Annotated in this window: 24 protein-coding genes; 5 read left to right on the forward strand and 19 right to left on the reverse strand. The window is 72.1% G+C overall.

Annotated features, from left to right (window positions below; all coding sequences use genetic code 11):
• Positions 1 to 94 precede the first annotated feature (94 nt).
• The 10 genes from J7E91_RS16965 to hrcA form a co-directional block, all read right to left on the reverse strand.
• Positions 95 to 1,207, reverse strand: coding sequence for a PfkB family carbohydrate kinase (locus tag J7E91_RS16965; RefSeq protein WP_214905251.1), 1,113 nt, complete (start codon positions 1,205 to 1,207; stop codon positions 95 to 97).
• A gap of 215 nt (positions 1,208 to 1,422) precedes the next feature.
• Entirely contained in the window at positions 1,423 to 2,412 is a 990-nt protein-coding gene (locus J7E91_RS16970) for an adenosine deaminase (protein WP_214904883.1), read from the reverse strand.
• A gap of 44 nt (positions 2,413 to 2,456) precedes the next feature.
• The gene (locus tag J7E91_RS16975; protein ID WP_214904886.1) at positions 2,457 to 3,374 is read right to left on the reverse strand and encodes a ribonuclease Z; all 918 of its coding nucleotides are present in this window, start codon (positions 3,372 to 3,374) and stop codon (positions 2,457 to 2,459) included.
• Positions 3,375 to 3,385: 11 nt separating this feature from the next.
• Positions 3,386 to 3,745 carry a histidine triad nucleotide-binding protein gene (locus J7E91_RS16980; protein ID WP_028813502.1) on the reverse strand — a complete coding sequence of 120 codons (360 nt, stop codon included), beginning with the start codon at positions 3,743 to 3,745 and terminating at the stop codon, positions 3,386 to 3,388.
• Positions 3,746 to 3,977: 232 nt separating this feature from the next.
• Positions 3,978 to 4,559 carry a hypothetical protein gene (locus J7E91_RS16985; RefSeq protein WP_214904889.1) on the reverse strand — a complete coding sequence of 194 codons (582 nt, stop codon included), beginning with the start codon at positions 4,557 to 4,559 and terminating at the stop codon, positions 3,978 to 3,980.
• A 93-nt stretch (positions 4,560 to 4,652) separates the two neighbouring features.
• Complete coding sequence (locus J7E91_RS16990; protein WP_214904893.1) at positions 4,653 to 5,045, reverse strand: VOC family protein; 393 nt, start codon at positions 5,043 to 5,045, stop codon at positions 4,653 to 4,655.
• A 66-nt stretch (positions 5,046 to 5,111) separates the two neighbouring features.
• The gene (locus tag J7E91_RS16995) at positions 5,112 to 5,855 is read right to left on the reverse strand and encodes a 16S rRNA (uracil(1498)-N(3))-methyltransferase (protein WP_214904896.1); all 744 of its coding nucleotides are present in this window, start codon (positions 5,853 to 5,855) and stop codon (positions 5,112 to 5,114) included.
• Entirely contained in the window at positions 5,852 to 6,934 is a 1,083-nt protein-coding gene (locus J7E91_RS17000) for a nitronate monooxygenase (RefSeq protein WP_214904899.1), read from the reverse strand. Before J7E91_RS17000 ends, J7E91_RS16995 begins: the two co-directional genes overlap by 4 nt.
• 67 nt (positions 6,935 to 7,001) lie before the next feature.
• Positions 7,002 to 8,135 carry a molecular chaperone DnaJ gene (dnaJ, locus tag J7E91_RS17005; protein ID WP_028813498.1) on the reverse strand — a complete coding sequence of 378 codons (1,134 nt, stop codon included), beginning with the start codon at positions 8,133 to 8,135 and terminating at the stop codon, positions 7,002 to 7,004.
• Complete coding sequence (gene hrcA / locus J7E91_RS17010) at positions 8,136 to 9,152, reverse strand: heat-inducible transcriptional repressor HrcA (RefSeq protein WP_214904903.1); 1,017 nt, start codon at positions 9,150 to 9,152, stop codon at positions 8,136 to 8,138. It abuts the gene before it with no gap.
• A 210-nt stretch (positions 9,153 to 9,362) separates the two neighbouring features.
• Between hrcA and J7E91_RS17015 the strand changes: the two genes are divergently transcribed.
• Positions 9,363 to 10,094, forward strand: a complete 732-nt coding sequence (locus tag J7E91_RS17015; RefSeq protein ID WP_214904906.1) for an MBL fold metallo-hydrolase — start codon at positions 9,363 to 9,365, stop codon at positions 10,092 to 10,094.
• Positions 10,095 to 10,121: 27 nt separating this feature from the next.
• The gene (locus J7E91_RS17020) at positions 10,122 to 10,952 is read left to right on the forward strand and encodes a DUF3097 domain-containing protein (RefSeq protein ID WP_214904910.1); all 831 of its coding nucleotides are present in this window, start codon (positions 10,122 to 10,124) and stop codon (positions 10,950 to 10,952) included.
• Positions 10,953 to 11,118: 166 nt separating this feature from the next.
• Here the strand turns inward: J7E91_RS17020 and hemW are convergent, their stop codons facing one another.
• From hemW to lepA, 4 genes are all read right to left on the reverse strand, one after another.
• The gene (gene hemW, locus J7E91_RS17025; RefSeq protein ID WP_214904913.1) at positions 11,119 to 12,351 is read right to left on the reverse strand and encodes a radical SAM family heme chaperone HemW; all 1,233 of its coding nucleotides are present in this window, start codon (positions 12,349 to 12,351) and stop codon (positions 11,119 to 11,121) included.
• A gap of 31 nt (positions 12,352 to 12,382) precedes the next feature.
• A complete protein-coding gene (locus J7E91_RS17030) occupies positions 12,383 to 14,488 on the reverse strand; it encodes an ATP-binding SpoIIE family protein phosphatase (RefSeq protein WP_214904916.1) in 2,106 nt (701 codons plus the stop codon).
• Between the two features lie 197 nt (positions 14,489 to 14,685).
• Positions 14,686 to 16,575, reverse strand: coding sequence for a long-chain fatty acid--CoA ligase (locus tag J7E91_RS17035; RefSeq protein ID WP_214904919.1), 1,890 nt, complete (start codon positions 16,573 to 16,575; stop codon positions 14,686 to 14,688).
• 233 nt (positions 16,576 to 16,808) lie between these two features.
• Positions 16,809 to 18,674, reverse strand: a complete 1,866-nt coding sequence (gene lepA / locus J7E91_RS17040) for a translation elongation factor 4 (RefSeq protein WP_214904932.1) — start codon at positions 18,672 to 18,674, stop codon at positions 16,809 to 16,811.
• Positions 18,675 to 18,867: 193 nt separating this feature from the next.
• Between lepA and rpsT the strand changes: the two genes are divergently transcribed.
• On the forward strand, positions 18,868 to 19,134 hold the full coding sequence (gene rpsT / locus J7E91_RS17045) for a 30S ribosomal protein S20 (protein ID WP_028813489.1): 267 nt from the start codon (positions 18,868 to 18,870) through the stop codon (positions 19,132 to 19,134).
• A gap of 230 nt (positions 19,135 to 19,364) precedes the next feature.
• Here rpsT and holA read toward each other — a convergent pair whose 3' ends face one another.
• The gene (holA, locus tag J7E91_RS17050; RefSeq protein ID WP_214904935.1) at positions 19,365 to 20,348 is read right to left on the reverse strand and encodes a DNA polymerase III subunit delta; all 984 of its coding nucleotides are present in this window, start codon (positions 20,346 to 20,348) and stop codon (positions 19,365 to 19,367) included.
• A gap of 67 nt (positions 20,349 to 20,415) precedes the next feature.
• On the opposite strand from holA, the gene J7E91_RS17055 reads away from it, so the two are divergent.
• Positions 20,416 to 20,661: a hypothetical protein gene (locus J7E91_RS17055; RefSeq protein WP_028813487.1), complete on the forward strand. Its 246-nt coding sequence runs from the start codon at positions 20,416 to 20,418 to the stop codon at positions 20,659 to 20,661.
• Positions 20,662 to 20,800: 139 nt separating this feature from the next.
• Positions 20,801 to 21,256 (forward strand): pyridoxamine 5'-phosphate oxidase family protein, encoded by a 456-nt coding sequence (locus tag J7E91_RS17060; protein ID WP_214904938.1) that lies wholly within the window; start codon positions 20,801 to 20,803, stop codon positions 21,254 to 21,256.
• Between the two features lie 21 nt (positions 21,257 to 21,277).
• On the opposite strand, the gene J7E91_RS17065 is transcribed toward J7E91_RS17060, so the two are convergent.
• The 4 genes from J7E91_RS17065 to J7E91_RS17080 form a co-directional block, all read right to left on the reverse strand.
• Complete coding sequence (locus J7E91_RS17065) at positions 21,278 to 23,797, reverse strand: ComEC/Rec2 family competence protein (protein ID WP_214904941.1); 2,520 nt, start codon at positions 23,795 to 23,797, stop codon at positions 21,278 to 21,280.
• Positions 23,794 to 24,615 carry a helix-hairpin-helix domain-containing protein gene (locus tag J7E91_RS17070; protein ID WP_374224728.1) on the reverse strand — a complete coding sequence of 274 codons (822 nt, stop codon included), beginning with the start codon at positions 24,613 to 24,615 and terminating at the stop codon, positions 23,794 to 23,796. Before J7E91_RS17070 ends, J7E91_RS17065 begins: the two co-directional genes overlap by 4 nt.
• 566 nt (positions 24,616 to 25,181) lie before the next feature.
• On the reverse strand, positions 25,182 to 26,027 hold the full coding sequence (locus J7E91_RS17075) for a DegV family protein (protein WP_214904949.1): 846 nt from the start codon (positions 26,025 to 26,027) through the stop codon (positions 25,182 to 25,184).
• A 123-nt stretch (positions 26,028 to 26,150) separates the two neighbouring features.
• Complete coding sequence (locus J7E91_RS17080; protein ID WP_214904951.1) at positions 26,151 to 26,933, reverse strand: hypothetical protein; 783 nt, start codon at positions 26,931 to 26,933, stop codon at positions 26,151 to 26,153.
• Positions 26,934 to 26,999 lie beyond the last annotated feature (66 nt).

A 26,999-nucleotide genomic window follows, 5' to 3' on the forward strand; every position in this document is an offset into this window, starting at 1 on the left:
GCTGCTCGACAACCTCTTGGCTCCAAGCCTACGTCGGTGCACTGACAAGGCCGAAGGCTTTTCGCGCACCGTCCCGCACTCGGTTGCCGAGCGGTTACGCCGGCCTGCGGAAGCCGATCGTCGGCACGGCGCGGCGCAGGGGCCACACGCGGGCCGCCGTCGGCAGCAGCCCGTCGAGGAAGGCGTACCGGCGCAGCGCCTGCGGGTCCTGCCCGTCGACGGCCTGCACCTGCTGCCACCAGGCCGCGATCTCCGACCAGCCGGGCGCCGAGAGCGACCCGCCGAACTCCTGCACCGACAGGGCGGCGGTCAGTCCGGCGAAGGCCAGGCGGTCCGCGAGTGGCCAGCCCGCGAGCGTACCGGTGACGAATCCGGCGACGAAGACGTCACCCGCGCCGGTGGGGTCGAGCGCCTCGACGGCGATGGCGGGGACCTCGGCGGTCTCCCCGGTGGAGCCGTCCACGGCGTACGCGCCCTCCGAGCCCAGCGTGACGACCGCGACGGGCACCTTGTCCGCCAGGGCGCGGGCGGCGGCGCGCGGGCAGTCGGTGCGGGTGTAGCGCATCGCCTCTTCCGCGTTGGGCAGGAACGCCTCGCAGTGCTCCAGGTCGGCGAGGCCCGCCAGATCCCACTGGCCCGTCTCGTCCCAGCCCACGTCGGCGAAGATCTTGGCGCCGCGGCGGGCGGCGGAGGCGATCCACTCCTCGGTCCGGCCGGGGGTGAGGGCGGCGATGGCGGCCCGCGCACGGGGCGGGCAGACGGGGAAGGGGCCGGGTTCGGCGGGCGGTGGGGCCTCGTGGCCGTGGGACACCATCGTCCGCTCGCCCTCGTACGCCATGGAGACGGTGACGGGCGAGTGCCAGCCGGGGACCGTGCGTGACATCTTCAGGTCGATGCCCTCGCCGTCGGCGAGCGCGTCCCAGCAGTACTCGCCGTAGTGGTCGTCGCCGAAGGCGGCGGCCAGGGACGTACGCAGGCCGAGGCGGGCGAGGGCGGTGGCCATGTTGGCGACGCCGCCGGGGCTGGAACCCATGCCGCGCGCCCAGGACTCGGTGCCGCGCACCGGGGCGCTGTCGAGGCCGGTGAAGATGATGTCGAGGAAGACGGTGCCGGTGAGGAACACGTCGCAGCAGGGGTCGTCGGCGGCGCGGAGCCCGTCCAGGGGGTCGAGGTGCGTGGCCTCGTCCGGCTGACCGTTGTTGTCGATGACCGCCGGCGTGGCCGCTGACGTGACCGCCGACGTGGCCGCTGCGTGCTTTCTCACCGTGCTCACCCTGCGCTCCTGTGGTGTGGTGCGGATTCAGGCCAGTGTGCCCGATACGCGCCCACAGGAGCTCGCGGCGATACGACGGCGACCTGCCGGGGGCGCCACCAGCGGGCCAGGGCGGCTGTCTTCCAGGTCGCGGTCCTCAAAGACGTCCCTCAGAAGACGTACGCGTCGACCTCGGCGAGATACGCCTGCCTGCGCTTCTCGTCGTGATCGAGGAAGGCCGCGAGGAAGGAGTTGCGGGCGAGTTCGCGCAGCTGCTCCTGCCCGAGCCCCAGCGCCTCGTGCACGGCGTGGAAGGTGTCGCCGACGTACCCGCCGAAATAGGCCGGGTCGTCGGAGTTCACGGTGACCAGCAGCCCGGCGTCCATCATCTCGCGCAGCGGGTGTTCCTCCAGGATGTCGATGGCCCGCAGCCGAACGTTCGACAGGGGGCACAGCGTCAGCGGCACGCGGTCCCGCACGAGCCGCTTCACGAGCTCCGGGTCCTCCATGGAGCGAAGCCCGTGGTCGACGCGCTCGACGCCGAGGATGTCGAGAGCCTCCCAGATGTACGCCGGCGGGCCCTCCTCCCCCGCGTGCGCGACCCTGCGCAGCCCCAGGGCCGCGGCCGCCTCGTACACCTCACGGAACTTCGACGGCGGGTGTCCGACCTCCGCCGAGTCCAGGCCGACGGCCGCGATCCGGTGCAGATACGGCTTGGCGGCCTCCAGCGTCTCCAGCGCGGACTCGGCGGACTGGTCGCGCAGGAAGCACATGATCAGCTGCGTGGAGATCCCGTGCCGCTCCTCGCTCCGGTCCAGAGCGCGGGCGAGGCCCTCGATGACCGTGCCGATCCCGACTCCGCGCGCGGTGTGCGCCTGCGGGTCGAAGAAGATCTCGGCGTGCCGTACGCCCTGCGCGGCCGCCCGCGCCAGGTAGGCGTCGGCGAGCCGGTCGAAGTCGTCCTCGGTGCACAGGACCGCCATCAGCGCGTAGTACAGGTCGAGGAACGACTGGAGGTCTTCGAAGAGGTAGGCGCGGCGGAGCTCTTCGGTGGTGGAGTGGGGCAGGACCACGGCGTTGCGCGCGGCGAGCTCGAAGGCCAGCTCGGGTTCGAGGGTGCCTTCGATGTGGAGGTGGAGTTCGGCCTTGGGGAGCTGCATGGGGGGTCTTCTCGTCGAGGACGTGCGGGGGTTCGGGGCGAAGCTCAGGGCTTCAGGGGGTGGCGCTTGGGGAGAGGCACCCGCAGCAGGTCGGCGGCGACGGTCAGCTCGCCGTCGAAACCGGCGTCGCGGGCCTGGCGTTCGAAGGCCTCGGGATCGTTGTAGCGCTGCGAGAAGTGGGTGAGGACCAGGTGGCGTACGCCTGCTTCATGCGCGGCACGGGCGGCCTGACCGGCCGTCAGGTGACCGTGCTCGGCGGCCAGCAGCGCCTCCTCGTCGAGGAAGGTCGACTCGATGACGAGCATGTCGCAGCCCTCGGCGAGTGCGTACACCCCGTCGCACAGCCTGGTGTCCATGACGAACGCGAAACGCTGCCCGCGACGCTCCTCGCTGACCTGGTCGAGCGTGACCCCGCCGAGCCGCTCGTCGCGCTGGATGCGGCCGACGTCGGGCCCCTTGATCCCGTGCTCGTCGAGCAGCGCGGGCAGCATGCGGCGTCCGTCGGGCTCGGTGAGCCGGTAGCCGTACGACTCGACGGGGTGCGACAGTCTGAACGCGTCGAGGGAGTACGACGGCCCGGTGGCCAGCGGCCCGTCGGCGGCGACCGGCGCTTCGGTCAGCCGGACCGTCTCGCGGTAGGCCGTGGCGTACCGCAGCCGGTCGAAGAAGCGCTGACCGCTCGCCGGGTAGTGCGCGGTGACGGGGTGCGGGACGCGGTCGAGGTTGATGCGCTGGATCACTCCGGCGAGGCCGAGCGAGTGGTCACCGTGGAAGTGGGTGACGCAGATCCGGTTGATGTCGTGCGCGGCCACGCCGGCCCGCAGCATCTGGCGCTGGGTGCCCTCGCCGGGATCGAAGAGGATGCCCTCGCCGTCCCAGCGCAGGAGGTAGCCGTTGTGGTTGCGGTGCCGGGTGGGGACCTGGCTGGCTGTGCCGAGGACCACCAGTTCTCGTGCGGACACAGGTCGCTGCCTTATCCGGGGGGCCAGTTGAGGCCGCGTCCGCCGAGGACGTGGGCGTGCGCGTGGAAGACGGTCTGGCCGGCGCCCGTACCCGTGTTGAAGACGACGCGGTAGCCCGTGCCGTCGACCTTCTCGTCGGCGGCGACCCTGCCTGTCTCGGCGAGTACGTCGGCGAGGATCTGCGGCTCGGCGACGGCCAGCGCGGCGGCGTCCCGGTGGTGCGCCTTGGGGATGACCAGGACGTGCGTCGGCGCCTGGGGGTTGATGTCGCGGAACGCGACGGTCGTCTCCGTCTCACGGACGATCGTCGCCGGCACCTCCCCCGCGACGATCTTGCAGAACAGGCAGTCTGCCTGGGGTTCACCCGCCATGGTCCTGGCTCCTCAATTCCGGCTGATCAGGCCGATCAGGCTGTACCGATCAAGTATGGCCGCATGCTATCCGCCTCCCGGTCCGCGCCCCCTTGAGCACGGGCCCGCTGATCCGGTGGACGGCTGCGTCCAGGCCACGGCGCAGGTGCGTGGAGAGCCGTCGGGCATGGGCGAAGCCTGCGAACCCCACAACTGCCCCCACCCACCAGCCCGTACGTCTGCGGCGCCGCCCTCACTTGGAGGGCGGGCAACTACAGCTGGGGCCGGGATCGGGACGGGGGTCAGGCGCGGCGGTGACGGTGACGGTGACGGTGGCCGTGACGGTCGCCGGCGGCCGGTACGTGGCGGAAGGCGTGGGGTTGCCGCTGGTGGTGGGGGTGCGTGTGGGCGCGGCGTCACAGTCGCCGAGCACGTCCGCCCGGAACACGGTCCGCTCGCCCACCCTGGCCGTCAGGTCGCCGTGCACGCACCGCCCGCCGCGCTCCTCGGTCACCTTGCCGTCGATGCGGATGTCCTGCCGGTCCGTTGTCTCGCCCTCGCACTCGACGGAGGCGACGTTGCGGCTCGGTCCGGTCGCCGCGGCGGGGCGGGTGCCGTTGGTGGCCTTGCCGCCCTCGCCGACCGTCGACGTACAGCTCATCCACCGCACGTCGACGCCCGCACGCTCAAGGGCGCGCGTGCCGGTCTGGTCGGTGGTCATGGCGACGGCCACCGAACTCATCCCGCCGGCCCCTGGTTCGCAGGCCGAGATGCCCACAACCGCCGCACCGGCGAGGCCGATCGCCGCCAGGGTCCGCCTGAATGCAACCACCATGGGCGCAGCCTCCCACCGGAGGCGGCAGGCGGAAAAGACGAGTTGCGGTCACACTTGCGGCGCACGCGGCGGGAAAGGCCGGCCCGGAAAAGGTCAGCCGCCCAGCAGCAGCCACTCCTGGAGCTCCACGAGGTTGCCCTCGGGGTCCTTGAGGTGCGCTGCCCGCATCCGTTCCGTCATCAGCGCGGGCCCGTGCTCCAGCACCGCCCCACGCCCGGTGATCTCCTCGCAGTACCGGTCGAGGTCGTCGACCCGCAGCACCACGAGCGAGCGGTGGCCGTCCGGATCGTCGGCGAGCTCGCCGAGCACCTCCGCCATCATGGCGCGGTCCTGGAGAGCGATGCCGGCCGACCCGAGAGCCGGTGAGAACTTCTCGTACGGACCGTTCTCGAACCCCGACTGGGGCTTCAGGCCCAGCACTTCGCCGTAGAAGCGGTAACAGGCGGGGAAGTCGGAGACGAGGAGACGAACCTGGGCGAGTTCCATCGAGATGCCCTTTCCGGGAAACAGCTCGGGCGGGTCGGGTCGGATCGGTGGGTCAGGCCGGGCAGGTCAGGACCAGCGGCCCGTACGGCCCAGCAGCAGCGCCGCCGCCGCCGTCCCGGCAGTCGACGTACGCAGAACACTGCGCCCCAGCCGGTACGGTTTCGCCCCCGCCTCGCCGAAGACCGCGAGCTCCTCCGGCGACACGCCCCCCTCCGGCCCCACGACCAGCACGATCGAGCCCGTCTCCGGCAGCCCGGCGGTGGCGAGCGCCTCGCTGCCCACCGACGGGTCCTCGTGCAGTACGGCCGCGAAGTCCGCCGTGGCCAGCAGCGCTCCGACCTGCTTCGTCGTCAGCGCGTCCGCGACCTCGGGGAAGCGCAGCCTGCGCGACTGCTTGCCCGCCTCGCGCGCCGTGGCCCGCCACTTGGCGAGGGACTTCGCGCCCCGGTCCCCGCGCCACTGCGTGATGCAGCGCGACGCCTGCCACGGCACGATCGCGTCGACACCGGTCTCCGTCATCGTCTCGACGGCCACCTCGCCCCGGTCGCCCTTGGGGAGCGCCTGTACGACGGTGATGCGCGGCGCCGGCTCCGGCTCCACCGTCAGATCAGTCACGTCCACGACGAGCCGGTCCTTGCCCTCGGCCGCCAGCACCACGGCCGCCGCGCCCGCGCCGCGCCCGTCCGTCAGTACGACGTGCTCCCCCGCGTGCAGCCGCCGCACCGAGACGGCGTGCCGCCCCTCGGGGCCTTCGAGTACGAACTGTCCCTTCCCCGGCACGGCGTCGACGACGAACACCGGCGCCGTCACGCGGCACCACCCGCGCCGCGCAGGGCCAGCGCCGCGAGCGCCGCGTCGGTCTCGGCCGCCAGGACCTCGACGAGCTGCCCGGCCGGCATCTCGCGCGCCATCCGGTGCCCCTGCCCGGCCCACAGCGCCATGCCCTGGGCGTCGCCCGCCTTGGCCGCGGCCTTGCGCAGGCCGGAGGTGATGTGGTGCACCTGGGGGTAGGCGGCGGGGGCGTACGGGCCGTGCTCGCGCATGAACCGGTTGACGAGGCCGCGGGCGGGGCGCCCGGAGAACGCCCGGGTGAGTTCCGTGCGTACGAACAGCGGATTGGTCATGGCCTGCTTGTGCAGGACGTTCGCACCGGACTCGGGGCACACCAGGAACGCCGTGCCGAGCTGCGCCGCGGACGCGCCGAGCGCGAGGAGCGCGGCGATCTGCGCGCCGCGCATCACGCCGCCCGCCGCGATGATCGGCAGCTGCACGGTCTCGCGCACCTGCGCCACGAGGGACAGCAGGCCTATGCCCGCGCCGTCGTTCTTGGGATCGTCGCGGTGCGTTCCCTGGTGGCCGCCGGCCTCGACGCCCTGTACGCACACGACGTCGGCGCCGGTCCACTGCGCGACCTGGGCCTCTTCGGGCGTGGTGACGGTCACGACGGTGAGGGTGCCGGCCTTCGCGAAGGCGTCGAGCACGGGCCGGGTGGGGCAGCCGAAGGTGAAGGAGACGACCGGGACGGGGTCGTCGATGAGGATGGCCAGCTTGGCTTCGTAGCCGTCGTCGGCGCAGTTGTCGGGCTCACCGAGGGGGGTGTCGTACCAGTCGGCCTCACCGGCGAGCTGGTGACGGTAGACCTCCACGGAGGCCGGGTCGGCGTGGCTCGGCTGCGGCATGAAGAGATTGACGCCGAACGGCCGGCTCGTCAGGCCCCGCAGCTGCTTGATCTCCTCGTACATGCCGTCAGCGGTCTTGTAACCGGCGGCAAGGAACCCGAGAGCACCGGCTTCGGAGACGGCAGCGACGAGCTGAGGGCTGGAGGCGCCACCCGCCATGGGGGCCTGCACGATCGGATAACGGCAAAGATCGGTCAGTGCGGAGGACATGAACGCATAGTTTCATGCCCTCCGCACTGCGCCGAATCGAGGCTTCCGCCTCCCCGCAGGCGTCCGCCTACCGCCCGTTGAAGGCGTCCTTCAAGCGCGAGAACAGACCCTGCTGACCGGGCTGGAACTGCCCCGTCGGGCGTTCCTCGCCGCGCAGCTTCGCGAGCTGGCGCAGCAGGTCCTCCTGCTGCGGGTCCATCTTCGACGGGGTCAGCACCTCGACGTGCACGATCAGGTCACCGCGGCCGCCGCCCCGCAGGTGCGTGACACCGCGCCCGTGCAGCGGGATGGACTGCCCGGACTGCGTGCCGGGTCGTACGTCGATCTCCTCCACCCCGTCGAGCGTCTCCAGCGGACACTTCGTGCCCAGCGCCGCCGCCGTCATCGGGATGGTGACCGTGCAGTGCAGGTCGTCGCCGCGCCGCTGGAACACCGCGTGCGGCAGCTCGTGGATCTCGACGTACAGGTCACCGGCGGGTCCGCCGCCGGGGCCGACCTCGCCTTCGCCCGCGAGCTGGATGCGGGTGCCGTTGTCGACACCGGCCGGGATCTTGACCGTCAGCGTCCGGCGCGAGCGCACGCGCCCGTCACCGGCGCACTCCGGGCACGGGGTCGGTACGACGGTGCCGAAGCCCTGGCACTGCGGGCAGGGGCGGGAGGTCATGACCTGGCCCAGGAAGGACCGGGTGACCTGGGAGACCTCGCCACGGCCGCGGCACATGTCACAGGTCTGCGCGGAGGTGCCGGGAGCGGCGCCCTCGCCCGAACACGTCGTACACACGACGGCCGTGTCGACCTGGATGTCCTTGGTCGTGCCGAAGGCCGCCTCGTTGAGGTCGATCTCCAGCCGGATCATCGCGTCCTGGCCGCGCCGCGTGCGCGACCTCGGGCCGCGCTGCGACGCCGTACCGAAGAACGCGTCCATGATGTCCGAGAAGTTGCCGAAGCCGCCCTGGCCGAAGCCGCCGGCTCCGCCGCCCGCCTGCGAGAGGGGGTCGCCGCCGAGGTCGTAGACCTGCTTCTTCTGCGGGTCCGACAACACCTCGTACGCGGCGTTGATCTCCTTGAAGCGCTCTTGCGTCTTGGGATCGGGATTCACGTCCGGGTGGAGCTCACGCGCCAGCCGCCGGAATGCCTTCTTGATCTCGTCCTGGGAAGCGTCGCGGCGTACGCCTAGTACGGCGTAATAGTCGGTGGCCACTTACGACTCCGCCAGGATCTGTCCGACGTAACGTGCCACTGCGCGTACCGCTCCCATCGTTCCGGGGTAGTCCATGCGGGTCGGTCCGACCACGCCGAGTTTCGCGACTGCTTCGTCGCCCGAACCGTAGCCGACTGCGACGACGGACGTGGAGCTGAGCCCTTCATGGGCATTCTCGTGCCCGATTCGTACGGTCATGCCCGAGTCCGTTGCCTCACCGAGCAGCTTGAGGAGCACGACCTGCTCCTCCAGCGCCTCCAGCACCGGCCGGATGGTGAGGGGGAAATCATGCCCGAAGCGGGTCAGATTGGCGGTGCCGCCGATCATCAGCCGCTCCTCGGTCTCCTCGACCAGAGTCTCCAGGAGGGTGGACAGAACCGTCGAAACGGTCCCCCGGTCCTCCTTGTCGAAGGACTCGGGAAGGTCCTGCACCAGCTGCGGTACGTCCGCGAAGCGGCGTCCAACGACCCGGCTGTTGAGCCGGGCGCGCAGGTCCGCCAGGGACGTCTCGCCGAAGGGAGCGGGGCAGTCGACCATGCGCTGCTCGACCCGTCCGGTGTCCGTGATGAGCACGAGCATCAGGCGGGCGGGAGCCAGCGAGAGAAGTTCCACATGCCGGACCGTCGACCGGGTCAGCGAGGGGTACTGCACGACGGCGACCTGCCGGGTCAGCTGCGCGAGCAGCCGCACCGTACGGGCCACGACGTCGTCGAGGTCGACCGCCCCGTCCATGAAGTTCTGGATGGCGCGGCGCTCGGGCGACGACAGGGGCTTGACGCCCGCGAGCTTGTCGACGAACAGGCGGTAGCCCTTGTCCGTCGGGATGCGCCCGGCGCTCGTATGAGGCTGGGCGATGAAGCCCTCGTCCTCCAGGGCGGCCATGTCGTTGCGGACGGTGGCCGGCGAGACGCCGAGCTTGTGCCGCTCGGTGAGCGCCTTGGAGCCGACGGGCTCCTCGGTGCCCACATAGTCCTGAACGATGGCGCGCAACACCTCAAGTCTGCGTTCGCTGAGCATCGCGCACCACCTCCAGCTGGTCGGTCTTCCGGCTTCTGCCTGGCACTCGCCCTGGCACTCACCGCGGGGGAGTGCCAGCAGTCCCCGGCCCAGTGTACGGCGGGCGGGTACGCCCCTAGCAAGGGCGGCCGGTCACGTTGTCGCACCAGTCGCCGCGCGACGGCCCTGTTCAGCGGGCGGGAGCGCGACGGATGGGGCTAGCGTCGCGGTATGAACGTCAGTTGGGAAGAGGCAGGCTGGGAACGGCTCGCACCGGGGGTGGGGCGGCGCCGTATGCCCGTCTGGGACGCGACGGTGGGCCTGGCGGCAGGGGGCGACGGCGGGGCGCTGATGATCGACACGGGGGCGACGCTGCGCGAGGGAGCGGAGCTGCGGGCGCAGGCGCAGCGGCTCCTCGGCCCCGGCCGGAGAGTGACGCACATCGCCCTCACCCACCCCCATTTCGATCACGTGATGGGTACGGCGGCGTTCGCGGGCACCGAGGTCTACGGGGCGGTCGGCATCGACGACCTGCTGCGGCGGGACCGCGACGCGCTGCGGGACGACGCGGTGCGGCACGGGGTGGAGCGGGACGCGGCGGCGGAGGCGGCGGACGTGCTGGTCGCGCCGCACCACCTGGTGTGCGGCGAGTGGACGCTGGACCTGGGCGGCGGCCGCCAGGTGCTGCTCGCGAACGTCGGCCCCGGCCACAGTGGCCACGACCTGGCGGTGCTGGTGCCGGGCAGCCCCGAGGTCGTCTTCTGCGGTGACCTGGTGGAGGAGTCGGGCACCCCCCAGGCCGGCCCGGACGCCCACCCGTCCAGCTGGCCGGCGGCCCTGGACCGGCTGCTGGCGCTGGGCGGCGAGAACGCGGCGTACGTGCCGGGGCACGGGGCGGTGGTGGACGCGGCGTACGTCCGGGCGCAGCGGGACGCTCTGGCGGCGCGATTCGACGTGTCGTGACGTGGGGGCAGGGCTATCGTCGGCGGAATGCGCAGCCGACAGTACGGGCCGGATCTCACCCCGCCCTGGAAGAAGACCGCTCCCGTTCCCGAGGTTCCGGCCGAGGCCGATCTGGTCGTGGAGGAGGTCACCACCGGTTTCTGCGGTGCGGTGATCCGGAGCGAGAAGACGGCGCAGGGGCCGGTCGTGACCCTGGAGGACCGCTTCGGGAAGCACCGGGTGTTCCCGATGGAGCCGCGCGGCTTCCTGCTGGAGGGCCGCGTCGTCACCCTGGTACGGCCGGCTCCCGCCGCGGCGCCGCGTCCCGCCCTTACGGCGTCGGGCTCGGTGGCCGTGCCGGGGGCGCGGGCGCGGGTCGCGCGTGCGGGGCGGATCTACGTCGAGGGGCGCCACGACGCGGAACTGGTCGAGCGGGTGTGGGGCGACGACCTCCGTATCGAGGGCGTGGTCGTCGAATACCTGGAGGGCATCGACGACCTTCCCGCGATCGTCGCGGACTTCTCCCCGGCCCCCGACGCGCGCCTGGGCGTCCTGGTCGACCACCTGGTCCCGGGCTCGAAGGAGTCCCGCATCGCCGCCCAGGTCACGGACGCGAGCGTCTTGGTCGTCGGCCACCCGTACATCGACGTGTGGGAGGCGGTGAAGCCGTCCGCGGTGGGTATCCGCGCCTGGCCGAGGGTCCCGCGTGGCCAGGACTGGAAGACGGGCGTGTGCCGGTCGCTGGGCTGGCCGGAGAACACGGGGGCGGCGTGGCAGCGCATCCTGGCGTCGGTCCACTCGTACAGGGACCTGGAGCCGGCGCTGCTGGGGCGGGTGGAGGAGCTGATCGACTTCGTTACGGCGCCGGCTGGGGTTTGAGGAGCGGGGTCTGGGCAGCGCCTCAACACACCCCCAGTCCGTCCGGCGTTTGAGGACACGCCCGAAGGGCGTCCGGGGGCCTGGGGGCTTGCCCCCAGTTTCGGGAAGGGGCGGGTAGGGGAAAGCCCCGCGCAGCGCACCCCGCACCCGCACCCATGCCCCCCGGTCAGTCCACCAGGTCCCGGACCACCGCGTCCGCCAGCAGCCGCCCCCGCAGCGTCAGAACCGCCCGCCCGGCAGCGAACGGCTCGTCCGCCAGCAGCCCGTCCGCCAGCGCACGCTCCGCCGCCGCCAGGCCCGCGGGGGCCAGCAGCGACAGCGGGCAGCCGTCCGCGAGCCGCAGCTCCAGCAGGATGCGCTCCACGCGCCGGTCCTCGGCCGGGAGCACCTCGCGCCCGGCCCCGGGCGAGCGCCCGTCCCCCAGCGCCTGCGCGTACGCACCCGGGTGCTTGACGTTCCACCACCGCACCCCGCCCACATGGCTGTGGGCACCGGGACCCGCGCCCCACCAGTCCGCCCCGCGCCAGTACAGCTCGTTGTGCAGGCACCGCGCCGCGTCCGAAGTCGCCCAGTTCGACACCTCGTACCACTCGAAACCCGCCGCCGACAGCGCGGACTCCGTCATCAGGTACCGGTCGGCGTGCACGTCGTCGTCCGTCATCGGCACCTCGCCCCGCCGGATCCGCCGCGCCAGCTGCGTCCCCTCCTCCACGATCAGGGCATAAGCGCTCACGTGGTCGGGGCCTGCCCCGATCGCCGCGTCCAGCGACGCCTGCCAGTCCGCGTCGGACTCCCCCGGCGTGCCGTAGATCAAGTCGAGGTTTACGTGCTCGAAGCCCGCCGCGCGCGCCTCCGCGACGCACGCCTCCGGCCGCCCGGGCGTGTGCGTACGGTCCAGGATCTTCAGCACGTGCTGCTTCGCGCTCTGCATCCCGAACGACACCCGGTTGAATCCCCCGGCCCGCAGCTCCTCCAAATACGCCGGATTCACCGACTCCGGATTCGCCTCCGTCGTGACCTCCGCGTCGTCCGCGATCCCGAACTCGTCCCGGATCGCCCCCAGCATCCGTACGAGATCACCCGCCGCCAGCAGCGTCGGCGTACCGCCGCCCACGAAGACCGTCCGTACCGGGCGGGGGTCGTCGCCGAGGACCTTGCGGGCCAGGCGGACCTCCTCCATGAGCGTGTCCGCGTAGTTGTCGCGCGAGGCCAGCGCACCGCCCGAGCCGCGCAGCTCGGTCGCCGTGTAGGTGTTGAAGTCGCAGTAGCCGCAGCGCGTCGCGCAATACGGAACGTGCAGGTAGAAGCCGAGCGGCCGCTCCGCCGCGCCGGCCAGGGCATGCGCGGGCAGCGCCCCGTCGTGGGGCATGGGCTCACCGTCGGGCAGTACTGAAGGCATAGACCTATTGTCACAGCTCCGGTCAGATTGCTCAGAATGCCTGGAGGACCAGCAGCGCCAGGTCGTCGTCGGGCGGCGTCGGCGAGAAGTCGTGCACCTCGCGCATGATCCGTTCGGCGACTCCCTGCGCGCTCAGCCCCACGCACCGCCCGAGCGCCGCCGCCAGCCCGTCGGCGTCGTCGAACATGCGCCGTCCCGAGCGCCGCTCGGTCACGCCGTCCGTGACGCACAGCAGGGTGTCGCCCGCCTGGAGGACGAAGGTCTCGCTCTCGTACGTCACGTCGTCGAGGACGCCCAGCAGCATCTGGGAGCCGGCGGCCGGCCGTACGCTGCCGTCGGGCCGCAGGACGAGAGGCAGCGGATGGCCCGCGCAGGCGAGCGTGCAGCGCACCCCGCCGCCGTCCTCGGGCGGGAGCGGCACGAGTTCGCCGTACAGGAGCGAGAGGAAGCGGGGCTGCGGCGCCGCGTCCCGCAGGGCGAGCGGGCCCACCGGAGCGCCAGGAGCTCCGGAAGCCCCTGCCGACACCACCGCCATCCTGGCCGTCGCCTCCGCCGCTTCCACCGCGTCGTCGAGCAGCAGCCCGTTGAGCCGGCCCAGTACCTCGCCGACCGCCCGGCCCTCGCGCGCGAGCAGCCGCAGCCACGGCCGGACGAGACCGGTGACGACCGCCGCCTCGGGTCCGTTGCCCTGGACGTCGCCGAGCGAGAACGACCAGCTGCCGGGCGCGCCCGGGAAGACGTCGTAGAAGTCGCCGCCCGCGACGCCCTGCCCACGCGGCTCGTACACGAGGGCCTTCGCGACGCCCGGGATCTCGGCCATCTGGCCCGGCAGCAGAGCCCGCTGGAGGACATGGCTGATGTTCGCCTGCCGGGTGTACTGGCGGGCGGCGGCGACGGCCAGCGCGACCCGGCGTACGAAGTCCTCGACCAGGCCGGTGACTTCGTCGGGGAACCGTGTCAGCGCCGCCCGCCCCAGCATCAGCGTCCCGAGCCCGCGCCCGCCCGCGATCAGCCGGTAGGCGACCGCAGCACCGTTGGCGCAGTCGGTGCCGTCGGTGCCGTCGGTGCCGTCGGTACGGTCACTGCCGTCGGTACCTTCCGTGCGGTCAGCGCCATCGATGACGTCAAGGCCGTCGGTACCGTCGATGCCACCCATCCCGCCCACGCCCTCGGCAGAGCCGGTGCCGTCGAGGCCGTCAGCCTCCTCGGGACCGGCCACGCCCGGCCACCGCACCGGCACGGGGCCGCCGCGCGCGGACTCCGGCAGTGCGGGCGGCGGCTCCTTCTCCAGGTGCCTGCCCAGTTCCTCGACGCTGGACTCGCGCTGGTGCCAGACGCGGGCGAGGCGCGGCGCCGCGCCCTCCTCCTCCAGCCACACCGCGCACCAGTCCGCCAGCCTCGGCACCAGCAGTTGCGCGGCGAGCGCCGCGATCATGTCCTCGTCGAACTGGCCCGTCAGCAGGTCCGACGCCTCGGCGAGGAAGGACAGCGCGCCCCGGTTGATCCAGTCGCTGTCGTACTCGCGCGCGCTCCGCCGGGGCACGGGCGCGAGGATCTCGGCGGCGCGCAGCCCGCGCTGCAGCGCCTGCTCGGCGTCGGCGGCCGGTCCGGGGGACACGGCCGGCAGTACGCCTTCGATCGCGATCCGGGCCCAGACGGTCTTGAGGCCGGTGCGGTAGGTGACGCCCCAGCACGCGGAGAGGGCGGCGACGAGGTGCAGGCCGCGCCCGAACTCGTGACTGCCGGTCGCCGCCGATCCGCCGGGTTCGTTCCGTACGACGCGGGCGGGGTGGTGGTCGGAGACCTCGACGACCAGGGCGGCCGGGTCGTCCTCCGTCGCCTCCTCCAGGTGGCACACCAATTCGACGTTGGTGCCCGCGTGGACGACCGCGTTGGTCACCAGTTCGTTGACCAGGATCACGGCGTCGTCCGCGACCCGGTCGGTGAAGCCGTCGGCGCCCGGCAGCCCGAGCCCGGTCCATTCGGCGAGCGCGGCCCGGACGAAGCGCCGCGCGGCGGCCGGCGCGAGAGGGTTCCCGGGCAGGCTGGTCCAGGCGGCCGAGTGCGGGTCAGGCAGCCCGACCGGCAGGTGCGTTGAGCGGAAAGTAGCCTTCCGCTGCCTCGGAATGGACCCCATGGTGCGGCTCCCCGTCCGTCTCTGCTTACGCCGCCGGCGACATGGAACAGAGTGACAGACGGACGCCGCCCATAAGCACGGAGTCACCGAAGTGGTCGTAACGAGTCCTGGCGTGCCTGGAGTGCGTGGGGTGCCTGGGGATGCCTGGAGTGCCGCGCGGGCGGAGCCGGTTCAGGCCCCGCCCGCGACCTCGCTTCCTACGCCTCGCGTGATCCGGCGTACATCTCCTCGATGAGGTGCTTGTACTCGCGCTCGACGACGGGCCGCTTGAGCTTGAGGCTCGGCGTCAGCTCACCGTGCTCGATGTCCAGGTCGCGGGGCAGCAGCCGGAACTTCTTGATCGTCTGCCAGCGCTGCAGCCCCTCGTTGAGCCGCTTCACATAGCCCTCGATGAGCTCCTCGGACTTCTTGGACGCGACGACCTCGGCGTACGACTTGCCCTCAAGCCCGTTGTCCTTGGCCCAGCCCAGGATCGTCGGCTCGTCGAGCGCGATCAGCGCCGTGCAGAAGTTACGGTCCGCGCCGTGCACCAGGATGTTGGAGACGAACGGGCACACGGCCTTGAACTGGCCCTCGACCTCGGCCGGTGCGATGTACTTGCCGCCCGACGTCTTGATCAGGTCCTTCTTGCGGTCCGTGATGCGCAGGTAGCCGTCCACCGACAGCTCGCCGATGTCGCCGGTGTGCAACCAGCCGTCCGGCTCCAGCACTTCGGCGGTCTTCTCGGGCAGCCCGTGGTAGCCCTGCATGATGCCGGGGCCGCGCAGCAGGATCTCGCCGTCGTCCGCGATGCGCACCTCGGTGCCGGGGAGCGGCTTGCCGACCGTGCCGGTGCGGTACGCCTCGCCGGGGTTCACGAAGGAGGCGGCGCTGGACTCGGTGAGCCCGTACCCCTCCAGGATGTGGATGCCGGCGCCGGAGAAGAAGAAGCCGATGTCGGGGGCGAGCGCCGCCGAGCCGGAGACGCAGGCACGCAGCCGTCCGCCGAACGCTTCGCGGATCTTGGCGTAGACGAGCGCGTCGGCGACCTTGTGCTTGGCGGTCAGCGCGAAGGGCGCGGAGGCGGTGCCGGTGCGGCGGAAGTTGTCCTGCGAGACCTTGGCGTACTCGCGGGCGACCTCGGCGGCCCACTGGAAGATCTTGTACTTCGCTCCGCCGCCGGCCCGCGCCTTGGCCGCGACGCCGTTGTAGACCTTCTCGAAGATGCGGGGCACGGCGGCCATGTAGGTCGGCTGGACCACCGGCAGGTTCTCGATGATCTTGTCGACCCGGCCGTCCACGGCGGTGACGTGCCCGGCCTCGATCTGCCCGGAGGTCAGCACCTTGCCGAAGACGTGCGCGAGCGGCAGCCAGAGGTACTGCACGTCCGTCGCGCTGATCAGACCGGTCGCCACCGTGGCCTTCGCCATGTACGACCAGCAGTCGTGCGGCAGCCGTACGCCCTTGGGGCGCCCGGTGGTGCCCGAGGTGTAGATGAGCGTCGCGAGCTGGTCGGCGGTGATGGCCTCCACCCGCTCGGCGACGGCCCGCGGGTGCTTCTCCAGGTACGCCGCGCCGCGCGCCTCCAGGTCGGCGAGCGTGAGCACCCAGCCCTCGGGGTCGTCCTCGGCCGGCTCGACACCCGTGGCGTCGATGACGACGACGTGGGCGAGGTTCGGCAGATCGGCCCGCCGCTCACGCGCCTTGGCGAGCTGCGACGCGTCCTCGGCGATCAGCAACCGGCTCTCGGAGTCGGCCAGGATGTACGCCGACTCCTCGGCGTTGGTCGAGGGGTAGACCGTCGTCGTGGCGGCGCCGGCGCACATCACGCCGAGGTCCGCGAGGATCCACTCGACACGCGTGTTGGAGGCGAGCGCGACGCGCTCCTCCGGCTGTACGCCGAGGTCGATCAGGCCGGCGGCGATGGCGTACACGCGCTCGGCCGCCTGCCCCCAGCTCAGCGACTTCCAGGCGTCGGCGCCCTGCCCGGAGGCGGCCGGTACGGGGTACCGGTAGGCCTCAGCATCGGGCGTGGCGGCCACGCGCTCAATGAAGAGTGCCGCCACCGACGGCGGCCGGTTCTCGATCAAGGTCTGTGTGTCGCTCACGACGTCCTCCGGGCCTGCGGCTGCTGCACGACTGGCTGGTATTTAACTGGCGAGTAACCTTCGAGTGGTGATCAGAGTAAAGCGCGAGGGCCCGGGGCGTAAGAGGCTGCGGCGCGCGGCTTCATAACGGAACGGAAGCGCCCGCCACCACAGTTTCCTCACATGCGAAAGCGCCCGTCCGTGAGTACGGAGGGCGCCTTCGCAAGCTTTTTCCGTGCTGCGGCGTGTCGTGGCTACTTCTTCTTGCCGCCGGAGTCGTCGCTGGACAGCACCGCGATGAAGGCCTCCTGCGGCACCTCCACGCTGCCGACCATCTTCATCCGCTTCTTGCCTTCCTTCTGCTTCTCCAGCAGCTTCCGCTTACGGGAGATGTCACCGCCGTAACACTTGGCGAGGACGTCCTTGCGGATGGCGCGGATGGTCTCGCGCGCGATGACGCGGGAGCCGATGGCCGCCTGGATCGGGATCTCGAAGGCCTGGCGCGGGATGAGCTCGCGCAGCTTGGCCACGAGCCGCACGCCGTACGCGTACGCCGCGTCCTTGTGCGTGACGGCCGAGAAGGCGTCGACCCGGTCGCCGTGCAGCAGGATGTCGACCTTGACGAGGGACGCGGACTGCTCGCCGGTGGGCTCGTAGTCGAGGGAGGCGTAACCGCGCGTCTTGGACTTCAGCTGGTCGAAGAAGTCGAAGACGATCTCCGCGAGCGGGAGGGTGTAGCGGATCTCGACGCGGTCCTCGGAGAGGTAGTCCATGCCCAGCAGCGTGCCGCGGCGGGTCTGGCAGAGCTCCATGATCGCGCCGATGAACTCGCTGGGGGCGAGGATCGTGGCCCGTACGACCGGCTCGTACACGTCCGAGATCTTGCCCTCGGGGAACTCGCTCGGGTTGGTGACCGTGTGCTCCTTGCCGTCCTCCATGACGACGCGGTAGACCACGTTGGGCGCCGTGGCGATCAGGTCGAGCCCGAACTCGCGCTCCAGGCGCTCGCGGATCACGTCGAGGTGCAGGAGGCCGAGGAAGCCGACGCGGAAACCGAAGCCGAGCGCCGCGGAGGTCTCCGGCTCGTACACCAGGGCGGCGTCGTTGAGCTGGAGCTTGTCGAGCGCCTCACGCAGGTCGGGGTACTCCGAGCCGTCCAGCGGATACAGACCCGAGAAGACCATCGGCTTCGGGTCCTTGTAGCCGCCCAGGGCCTCGGTGGCGCCCTTGTGCAGGGAGGTGATCGTGTCACCGACCTTGGACTGACGGACGTCCTTCACGCCCGTGATGATGTAGCCGACCTCGCCGACGCCGATGCCGTCGGACGGCGTCATCTCGGGAGAGGAGACGCCGATCTCCAGCAGCTCGTGGGTCGCGTTGGTGGACATCATCCGGATGCGCTCGCGCTTGTTGAGCCCTCCGTCGATGACACGTACATAGGTGACGACGCCGCGGTACGAGTCGTAGACCGAGTCGAAGATCATCGCGCGGGCGGGCGCGTCGGCGTCGCCGACCGGGGGCGGGATGTCCCGTACGACGCGGTCGAGGAGCGCGTCCACGCCGAGGCCGGTCTTCGCCGAGACCTTGAGCACGTCCTCGGGCTGGCACCCGATGAGGTTGGCCAGCTCCTCGGAGAACTTCTCCGGCTGGGCGGCCGGCAGGTCGATCTTGTTCAGTACCGGAACGATCGTGAGGTTGTTCTCCATCGCCAGGTAGAGGTTGGCGAGAGTCTGCGCCTCGATGCCCTGGGCGGCGTCGACGAGGAGCACCGTGCCCTCGCACGCGGCGAGCGACCGCGACACCTCGTACGTGAAGTCCACGTGGCCAGGCGTGTCGATCATGTTCAGGATGTGGGTGTTCCCCACGTCCGGGCCCTCGTTGGGCGCCCAGGGCAGCCGTACCGCCTGGGACTTGATCGTGATACCGCGCTCGCGCTCGATGTCCATACGGTCGAGATACTGAGCACGCATCTGCCGCTGGTCGACCACACCGGTCAGCTGGAGCATCCGGTCGGCGAGCGTGGACTTGCCGTGGTCGATGTGCGCGATGATGCAGAAGTTGCGGATCAGCGCCGGGTCGGTACGGCTCGGCTCGGGCACGTGTGTAGGAGTCGCGGGCACGCAGGGTCTCGTCTCGGGGCGATGTTGGATCGATACGTAGCTTCTATGGTCCCACGGACGGCGGGCGGGCCTCGGTTTGGGCCGTGCGGCGGGCCGCTGGTACGCTGAGCAGCTGTGTCTCACAACCCTCGGAGCAGGTCTCCGGCCGGCGGGACACTCATCGAAGATCCAACGAACCTGTAGAGGCTCTTTCGTGGCGAACATCAAGTCCCAGATCAAGCGGAACAAGACGAACGAGAAGGCGCGCCTGCGCAACAAGGCCGTCAAGTCCTCGCTCAAGACGTCGATCCGCAAGGCCCGTGAGGCTGTCACCGCTGGTGACCTCGAGAAGGCCACCGTGGCCGTCCGCGAGGCTTCCCGCAAGCTCGACAAGGCAGTCTCCAAGGGAGTCATCCACAAGAACGCCGCCGCCAACAAGAAGTCGGCGCTGGCGCACAAGGTTGCCTCCCTCCAGGGCTGAGCACTCACCTGCTCACTTGATTGACCTGCTTGACCGCCGGTAGGGACTCAGCGGGCCCTCTCTTCCGCTCCTGATCCGGCACCTCCGCGCCGCACGCGGCCTGCGTTCGCCACGCGGGTGCGGCGCATCAAAGCTTTGACAGGCTTCAGGGCTTCACGCGAAGGCCCCGGCCGCCCGTCCTCCCCAGGACGGCGGCCGGGGCCTTTGTCGTTCCTGTCGCGACGTGGGGGCTACCGGTGGCGGGCGGCGCGGGCGACGGTGACGACCGCCTTCTCCAGCGCGTACTCCGGGTCGTCGCCGCCGCCCTTGACGCCGGCGTCGGCCTCGGCGACGGCCCGCAGCGCGAGCGCCACACCGTCCGGTGTCCAGCCGCGCATCTGCTGCCGTACGCGGTCGATCTTCCACGGGGGCATGCCGAGCTCGCGGGCGAGGTCGGCGGGGCGGCCGCCGCGGGCAGAGGACAGCTTGCCGATGGCCCGGACCCCCTGGGCCAGGGCGCTGGTGATCAGGACGGGCGCGACGCCGGTCGACAGCGACCAGCGCAGGGCCTCCAGGGCCTCGGCCGCCCGGCCCTCCACCGCGCGGTCGGCGACCGTGAAGCTGGAGGCCTCGGCGCGGCCCGTGTAGTACCGCCCGACGACCGCCTCGTCGATGGTCCCCTCGACGTCGGCGACGAGCTGGGCCACGGCACTGGCCAGCTCGCGCAGGTCACTGCCGATGGAGTCGACGAGGGCCTGGCACGCCTCGGGCGTGGCCGAGCGGCCCAGCGTGCGGAATTCCGACCGTACGAACGACAGGCGCTCGGCGGGCTTGGTGGTCTTGGGACAGGCGACCTCGCGGGCCCCGGCCTTGCGCGCCGCGTCGAGCAGCCCCTTGCCCTTGGCGCCACCCGCATGGAGCAGTACGAGAGTGATCTCCTCGGCCGGGGCTTCGAGGTAGGCCTTCACGTCCTTGATCGTGTCGGCGGAGAGGTCGTGCGCGCTGCGCACGACGACGACTTTGCGCTCGGCGAAGAGCGAAGGGCTGGTCAGCTCGGCGAGGGTGCCGGGCTGCAACTGGTCGGGCGTGAGGTCGCGTACGTCGGTGTCGGCGTCGGCGGCGCGGGCGGCCGCCACCACCTGCTGCACGGCGCGGTCGAGCAGCAGGTCCTCCTGCCCCACGGCGAGGGTGAGGGGGGCGAGCGGATCGTCGGTCGAATTCTTCCTGGTGGCCATCGTGGTCCAGCATCCCACGACCCACTGACAGTCCCTCCAGATCCCGTCCGTGTTGGAGAATGGGCAGGTGAGCGATGTGAGACACGTACTCGTACTGCCCGACCGGGACGCCGCCGAGGAGGTGGCCGTGGAGGTCTGCGAGCGCTTCGGAGCCGTGGACGAGCCACAGCTCGTACGGGACGCGCTGTCCGGCGAGGACGACGCCGAGGACGCGCAGTGGCTGGTCGTGGTCGAGGACCCGAACCGACGGCTCGACGCCGACGCGCTGCACGCGCTGGCCGGCGAGTACGAGGGCTGGCTCGAACGGCCATGACCGCTGGTCCTGGGTCGGTCCTAGGTCGGTCCTATGTCCGTCCTAGGTGGGTCTTAGGTGGGTCCTAGGTCGGTTCTGGGCGGGGTCCTAGGCCGGTTGCCCGAGGCGCGCGGGGGTGAGCCGTCGATAGCGTGCGGGCATGACGACCACGGAACCGGCGCGCACCCGTGAGCAGCGCAAGCAGGACGTACTCGACCGGCTGGCGAAGGACGACGACCTCTGGGTCGCCACGGCATCGCCGGACGGTGAGCCGTGCCTGGTGCCGCTGTCGTTCGTCTGGGACCGCGACACGCTCCTGATGTGCACCCGGCGGACCAACCCCACGGCACGGAACCTGACCCCGGCCGGGGAGGCACGGGTCTCCCTCGGCCACACCAGGGACGTGGTGCTCATCGAGGGAGCCGCCGAGCCGGTGGAGGGCACGGAGCTGGCGACGGAGTCGGCCGACGCCTTCACGGCGAAGCTGGGCTGGGACCCGCGCGACCGGAAGCCCTGGGTGTACCTCCGCGTCACCCCGCGAACCGTGAAGGCGTGGCGCGAGGAGAACGAACTGGCCGAGCGCGATCTGATGCGGGACGGCGACTGGCTCGTCTAAGGCACGTCCGGTCCGTCTGCCTCATACGGCGTCCCGCCCCGCCGGCACCGCACGCAGGCCGGGCCCCGACCCCGTCACCGCGATCGCCCCGTCCGTGTCCGTGCGCAGCACCGTGGCCCCGCCCGTGCGGAGTGCGGTGAGCGTGCGGGGAGAGGGGTGGCCGTACGGGTTGTCCCGGCCACAGCTGACCAGGGCCAGCCGGGGGCGGGCGCGGGCGAGCAGGGCGGGATCCTGGTAGGCCGAGCCGTGGTGGGCGACCTTCAGGACATCCACGGGCGGGAGTATCGGATGGGCCCTCAGCAGGGCTTGCTGGGCCGGGGGTTCGAGGTCGCCCAGGAGCAACAGGGTCAGGGCACCGGAGCGAACGAGGAGCGTGACGCTGGCGTCGTTCGGCCCTTCGGGGACCGTGGACGACGGCGGTGGCGGCCACAGGGCCCGCCAGGAGAGCGGCCCGATCCGGCGATGCTCCCCCGGCGCCGTCTCCAGTAACGGCACGCGCGCGGCAGCCGCGGCCCTGCGTACGAACACGCTCTGCTCCAAGGGCTCCTGAAGCGTCGTCGTCCGGATCTCGCCCACTGCCCGGCCACGCAGCACACCCGGCAGACCCGCCACGTGGTCGGCGTGGAAGTGGGTGAGCAGGACGAGCGGTACGCGGGTGACGCCGAGCGCGCGCAGGCAGCGGTCGACGCGCTGCGGGTCCGGCCCCGCGTCCACGACAACGGCCGTTCCCTCGCCCGCCGCGAGGACGGACGCGTCTCCCTGGCCGATGTCGCACATGGCGAACTTCCAGCGCGGCGGCGGCCACCCGGTGACGATCCGGGTGAGCGGCGCCGGCCGCAGGATCGCGAGCACCAGGAGCAGCGCGCAGGCCGCGCTCAGCCACGGGTGGCGCAGCAGCCGGCGGGCTGCGAACACGGCCACCGCTGTCACGCCCGCCAGCAACAGCCCGCCACGCCACCCGCCCGGCCAGTCGACCTCCGCGCCGGGCAGCGCGGACCCGGTGCGGGCGACGGAAGCGATCCATCCGGCCGGCCAGCCCGCGCACCGGGCCAGCAGCTCGGCGACGGGCATCGCCACCGGAGCCGCGGCCAGGGCCGCGAACCCGAGCACCGTCGCGGGAGCCACCGCGAACTCGGCAAGCAGGTTGCAGGGGATCGCCACCAGGCTCACCCTGGCCGCCATCATCGCGACAACGGGCGCGCACACCGCCTGGGCGGCGGCTGCCGCGGCCAGCACCTCCGCGAGTCTCGGCGGCACACCGCGCCGTCGCAGCGCGGCCCTCCAGCGCGGCCCGATGGTGAGGAGGGCGCCGGTGGCCAGTACGGAGAGCAGAAAGCCGTAACTGCGGGCCAGCCACGGGTCGTACAGGACCAGCAGCAGGACGGCGGCGGCCAGGGCGGGAATCAGCTGCCTGCGGCGGCCCGTGCCGATGGCGAGCAGCGTGATGAGCCCGCAGGCCGCGGCCCGCAGCACACTCGGCTCGGGTCGGCACACGACGACGAAGGCGAGCGTGAGCGCCCCGCCGAGCAGCGCCGTCGCCCGCAGGGGGATGCCGAGACGCGGGGCGAGCCCTCCCCGTTCAGCGCGCAGCGCCGTGCCTGGTGGCCCGATCAGCAGAATCAGGATGATGGTGAGGTTGCTCCCTGATACGGCGAGGAGGTGCGTGAGGTCGGTGGCCTCGAAGGCCTCCTGCAGTTCGGGCGACACCCTTGAGGTGTCGCCGACGACCAGCCCCGGCAACAGTGCTCGCGCGTCCGGGGCGAGCCCGTCGGTCGCCTCGCGCAGGCCGGACCTGAGACCACCGGCCGTGCGCTGTACGGCAGTCGGGGCGCGGACGATCTCCGGGGGTTCACCGTCGGGCACCCGCACCACTGCGGCGACGCGTTCACCGCCACCGCCGTGCATTGGCGGTGCGAGTCGCGCCGTGAGCCGCAGCCCGGTGGACGGCAGCAGCCGCTGCCACCGGGACACCGCCGGCCCACGGGCCGGTGCGATCACCAGGACCGGCGTACGGACGTGGGTCGACGCCCGGTCGGGTCCGGTGTCGCGGGCGCCCGGTGTGACGCGTGTGATGTCGGCGTTGAGCACGAGCGACCTCGGCAGCGTGTGGTCACCGCGCACCGCCGGCCGGGTGGTGCGGGCGTCCGAGGTGACCGTCAGCTCGGCCGTGACCTGCGCGTACTGGCGCGCCAGGTCCGGCACGGGGCCACGGTGGAGATCGGCCGCGTGCAGCCCGGCCGAGGTGGCGCCCGCGGCCGCGCACAGCAACGCGGCGGCGAGGGCGGTGACGCTCAGTCCGCGCCGGACCTCAGTCCCCCGCCCCTCCCGCAACGCCCTGACCAGCAGCAGCGCGGCCGCCACGCCCACGCACACCACCGCCAGCCCGGCCGCCCAGCGGCCCGACGTCCCCACCGCCACGGCGGCCGCGACCCACGCCGCCAGCGCGGGCGGTACGAGGCGCAGGTCCGCGGGCCCCTCCTGCCAGGGGTCGGAGGCGCCCAGCCGAAGCCCGGACGCGACGTGAACCGCCGGGCGCGTCATGGCCGTACGAGGGGCTGTAGATCCGCGAACCGGCGGTCGCCGATCCCCTTGACCTCGCGGAGCTCGTCGACCGAGCGGAACCCACCGTGCTCGGTCCGGTAGTCGATGATGTGCTGTGCCAGTACGGGACCGACCCCGGGCAGCGTCTCCAACTGCTCGGCGGTGGCGGCGTTCAGGCCGACCGGGCCCGCGGGCCCACCGGCCGCCGCGGCGGCACCGCTGCTGCCGCCGGCAACCGCTCCGGTGGTCCCGGATGGCGCGGGAACCCCCACGACCACCTGCTCGCCGTCCATGAGCAGGCGCGCCCGGTTGAGCCCGGCGGTGTCCGCGTCCGCCTTGACTCCACCCGCGGCCCGCAGCGCGTCGGCGACCCGCGAGCCGGCCGGCAGCCGGTGGATGCCGGGCTGCCGTACCTTGCCGCTCACGTCCACGACGATGCGCCCCTGGCCGGCCGGCTCACCGCCGACTGCCGTCGGAGGCGGCCCCGGTGACGGCTCCGGCCGCGTTTCGGCCAGTTCCTCGCCGACAACCTGCGGAGGCTGTACGGGCTGTGGCCGCCCGGCCCAGAAGTGCTGAGCGGCGAAGGCGACGGCCACGGCAAGGACCACGGCCAGCGCGGCCAGCGTCTTGGGTTCAAGCCCGCACCGCGACTGCACCCAGACCGGCAACCGTTCCCGCACGGCCGCCCGCATCCGCCCCAAACCACCCCCACGGGCCGATACGCCACCCTCCGCACCGCCCGCTACCGCGCCCCGTACCGACACCTCCGGCCCGGCCTCCGGACGCGCCACCGCCGCCGAGGAGGGCCCAGCCCGCACAGCCGACACCGCCTGCGGGCTGCCTGCCCCTGTGGGAGCGAGCGCCGACGCCGGAGCCGAGGTCGGGAGCGAAGCCGAGACCGGCGCCGGAGCCGGCGCCGAAGGCGAAGCCGAGGCCAAGGCCGAGGCCGCAGCAGGAGGCGAAGCCGGAGCCCGAGCCGCAGCCGAGGCCGGCGCCGGGAGCGAAGGCGAAGCCGCGGGGTCGGTGGTGGTTGGCGGAATGCCGCTGTGTGGCACGGTTTCGAAGAGCGCCTCCGCGCGGCGGCGTAAGGCCGCGGACGCGGCGGATTCGTGAAGCGCGCGGCGCAGGCGGCGTCCCTTTCGGCCGTGCCCATGGCGGGCCCGGACATCAGCCGACCGGGCCTCGGAGGCCGGGGTACGGCCCGGTCCACTGGTCGCGGAACGTGGGAGTGAGCGTGAGTGCGGGCGTGAGTGTGGGTGTGATCGGAGAGCCATGTCACGAGACGGTAGGCACATCCGCCCGTTCCCGCTGATCACGGTCAATTCCCGTGGAAAAGCAGTCCGTTGTGGATATCTCCGTCATCACAACGAGGGTGTCCGGAGTGTCAGTGAGGCGCGACCACAACGCCCAGCAGCCCCGGCCCCGTATGCGCGCCGATCACCGCCCCCACCTCACTGACATGCAGCTCCGCCAGCCCGGTGACCCGGACACGCAGCCGCTCCGCCAGCCGTTCGGCCCGCTCGGGAGCCGCCAGGTGGTGCACCGCGATGTCCACGGGGCGCGTGCCCGCCCGCTCGGCGACGATCTCCTCAAGCCGTGCGATCGCCTTGGAGGCAGTACGTACCTTCTCCAGCATCTCGATGCGGCCGCCGTCCAGCTCCAGCAGCGGCTTCACAGCGAGGGCGGAGCCCAGCAGCGCCTGTGCCGCGCCGATGCGGCCGCCGCGGCGCAGATAGTCCAGCGTGTCCACGTAGAAGTACGCCGACATGCCCGCCGCGCGCTTCTCCGCCGCGGCCACCGCCTCGTCCACCGTGCCGCCCGCCTCGACCACCTCGGCCGCCGACAGCGCGCAGAAGCCCAGCGCCATCGCGACCATTCCGGTGTCCACCACCCGCACCGGCACCGGGGCGCCCTGCGCGGCGAGCACGGCAGCGTCGTACGTGCCGGAGAACTCGGAGGACAGGTGCAGCGACACGATGCCGGTCGCGCCGGCTTCCGCCGCCGCGCGGTAGGCCGCCGCGAAGACCTCGGGGCTCGGCCTCGACGTCGTCACGGACCGGCGTTTCTGCAGGGCCAGGGCCAGCGAGCGGGCGGAGATCTCGGTGCCCTCCTCGAGGGCCTGATCACCGATGACGACGGTCAGCGGCACCGCTGTGATGCCGTGCCGCTCCATCGTCTGCTGCGGCAGGTAGGCCGTTGAATCGGTGACGATCGCGACATGGCGGGACATGAGCGGGAGGTTACCCGCCGGGGGCGCCCAGCGGCAGCCCGGGCCCGCTCAAAGATCCAGCCGCCCCCCGGAACTGTCTCAGGCGGTGCCTTCTCAGACCGTTCCTTGTCAGACCGTTCCTTGTCAGACCGTGCCCTCCGGGCGGGCCGTCTTCTGCCACGGGTACGTGGTCTGCCGGTGAGGGTCACGCGCCGTGATCGCCTCGGGCCCGGCAGCCGCCCGGCGCGCCGCGTCGGCCCCCTCCGCCCGGTCCGCCGCCGCCCCGGCCGCAGCAGCAGCAGCCTCAGCCACCCCGTGCGCCGTGCCGTTCCCCTTCGCGTCCGCCGCAGGCCAGGACGCGTCCGCACCCGGCCCCGTGGCCCAGTGCCGCAGTGCCCCCGACTCGACCTCGATCTGCGCGCTCAGCGACGCGAGGTCGTCGTTCGCGAACTGCTGCGCCCGGTCCCGCGCCGCCCACCGCAGCGAGTCCGCCGCATGCGTCACCCGCTCCGTACGCTCACGCAGGTCCGGCAGCCGCTCCGCGACCCGCGCCTTGTCCGGCTCGCGCTCCAGCCGCTTCAGGTCGTCGTCCAGTTCGTGCCCGTGCGCGCTCAGCCGTTCGAACAGCCCGAGCGACTCCGACAGTGAGGCGTCCTCCGCGGCGCCCGCGTTCAGCGCCTCCTGGGTGGCCTTCATCGACGTACGCAGAGAGAGCCTCAGCTGGGCCAGCTCACCGGCCACGCCCACCTGCCCAAAGCTCTTCGCCCGCAGGGTGGTGTCCTCGACGGTGCGGCGCGCCTGCGTGATCTTGCGGTCCACGCCGCGCTTGGCCGCACCGACAGCCTTCACGCTCACGTACACCCCCGTCGCCACGAACGCCACGAAGAGCAGCGACGTCAGGATCAGGATCAGGGTAAGGGCGTCCATGAGCGCCTCTCCGTTTGTCGGTCCACTCGGCTCGCGTGGTCTCTCCACCGTAAACGGAACGGGCAG

This window comes from Streptomyces sp. ISL-99, assembly GCF_018614005.1.
Lineage (GTDB): Bacteria > Actinomycetota > Actinomycetes > Streptomycetales > Streptomycetaceae > Streptomyces > Streptomyces flavidovirens.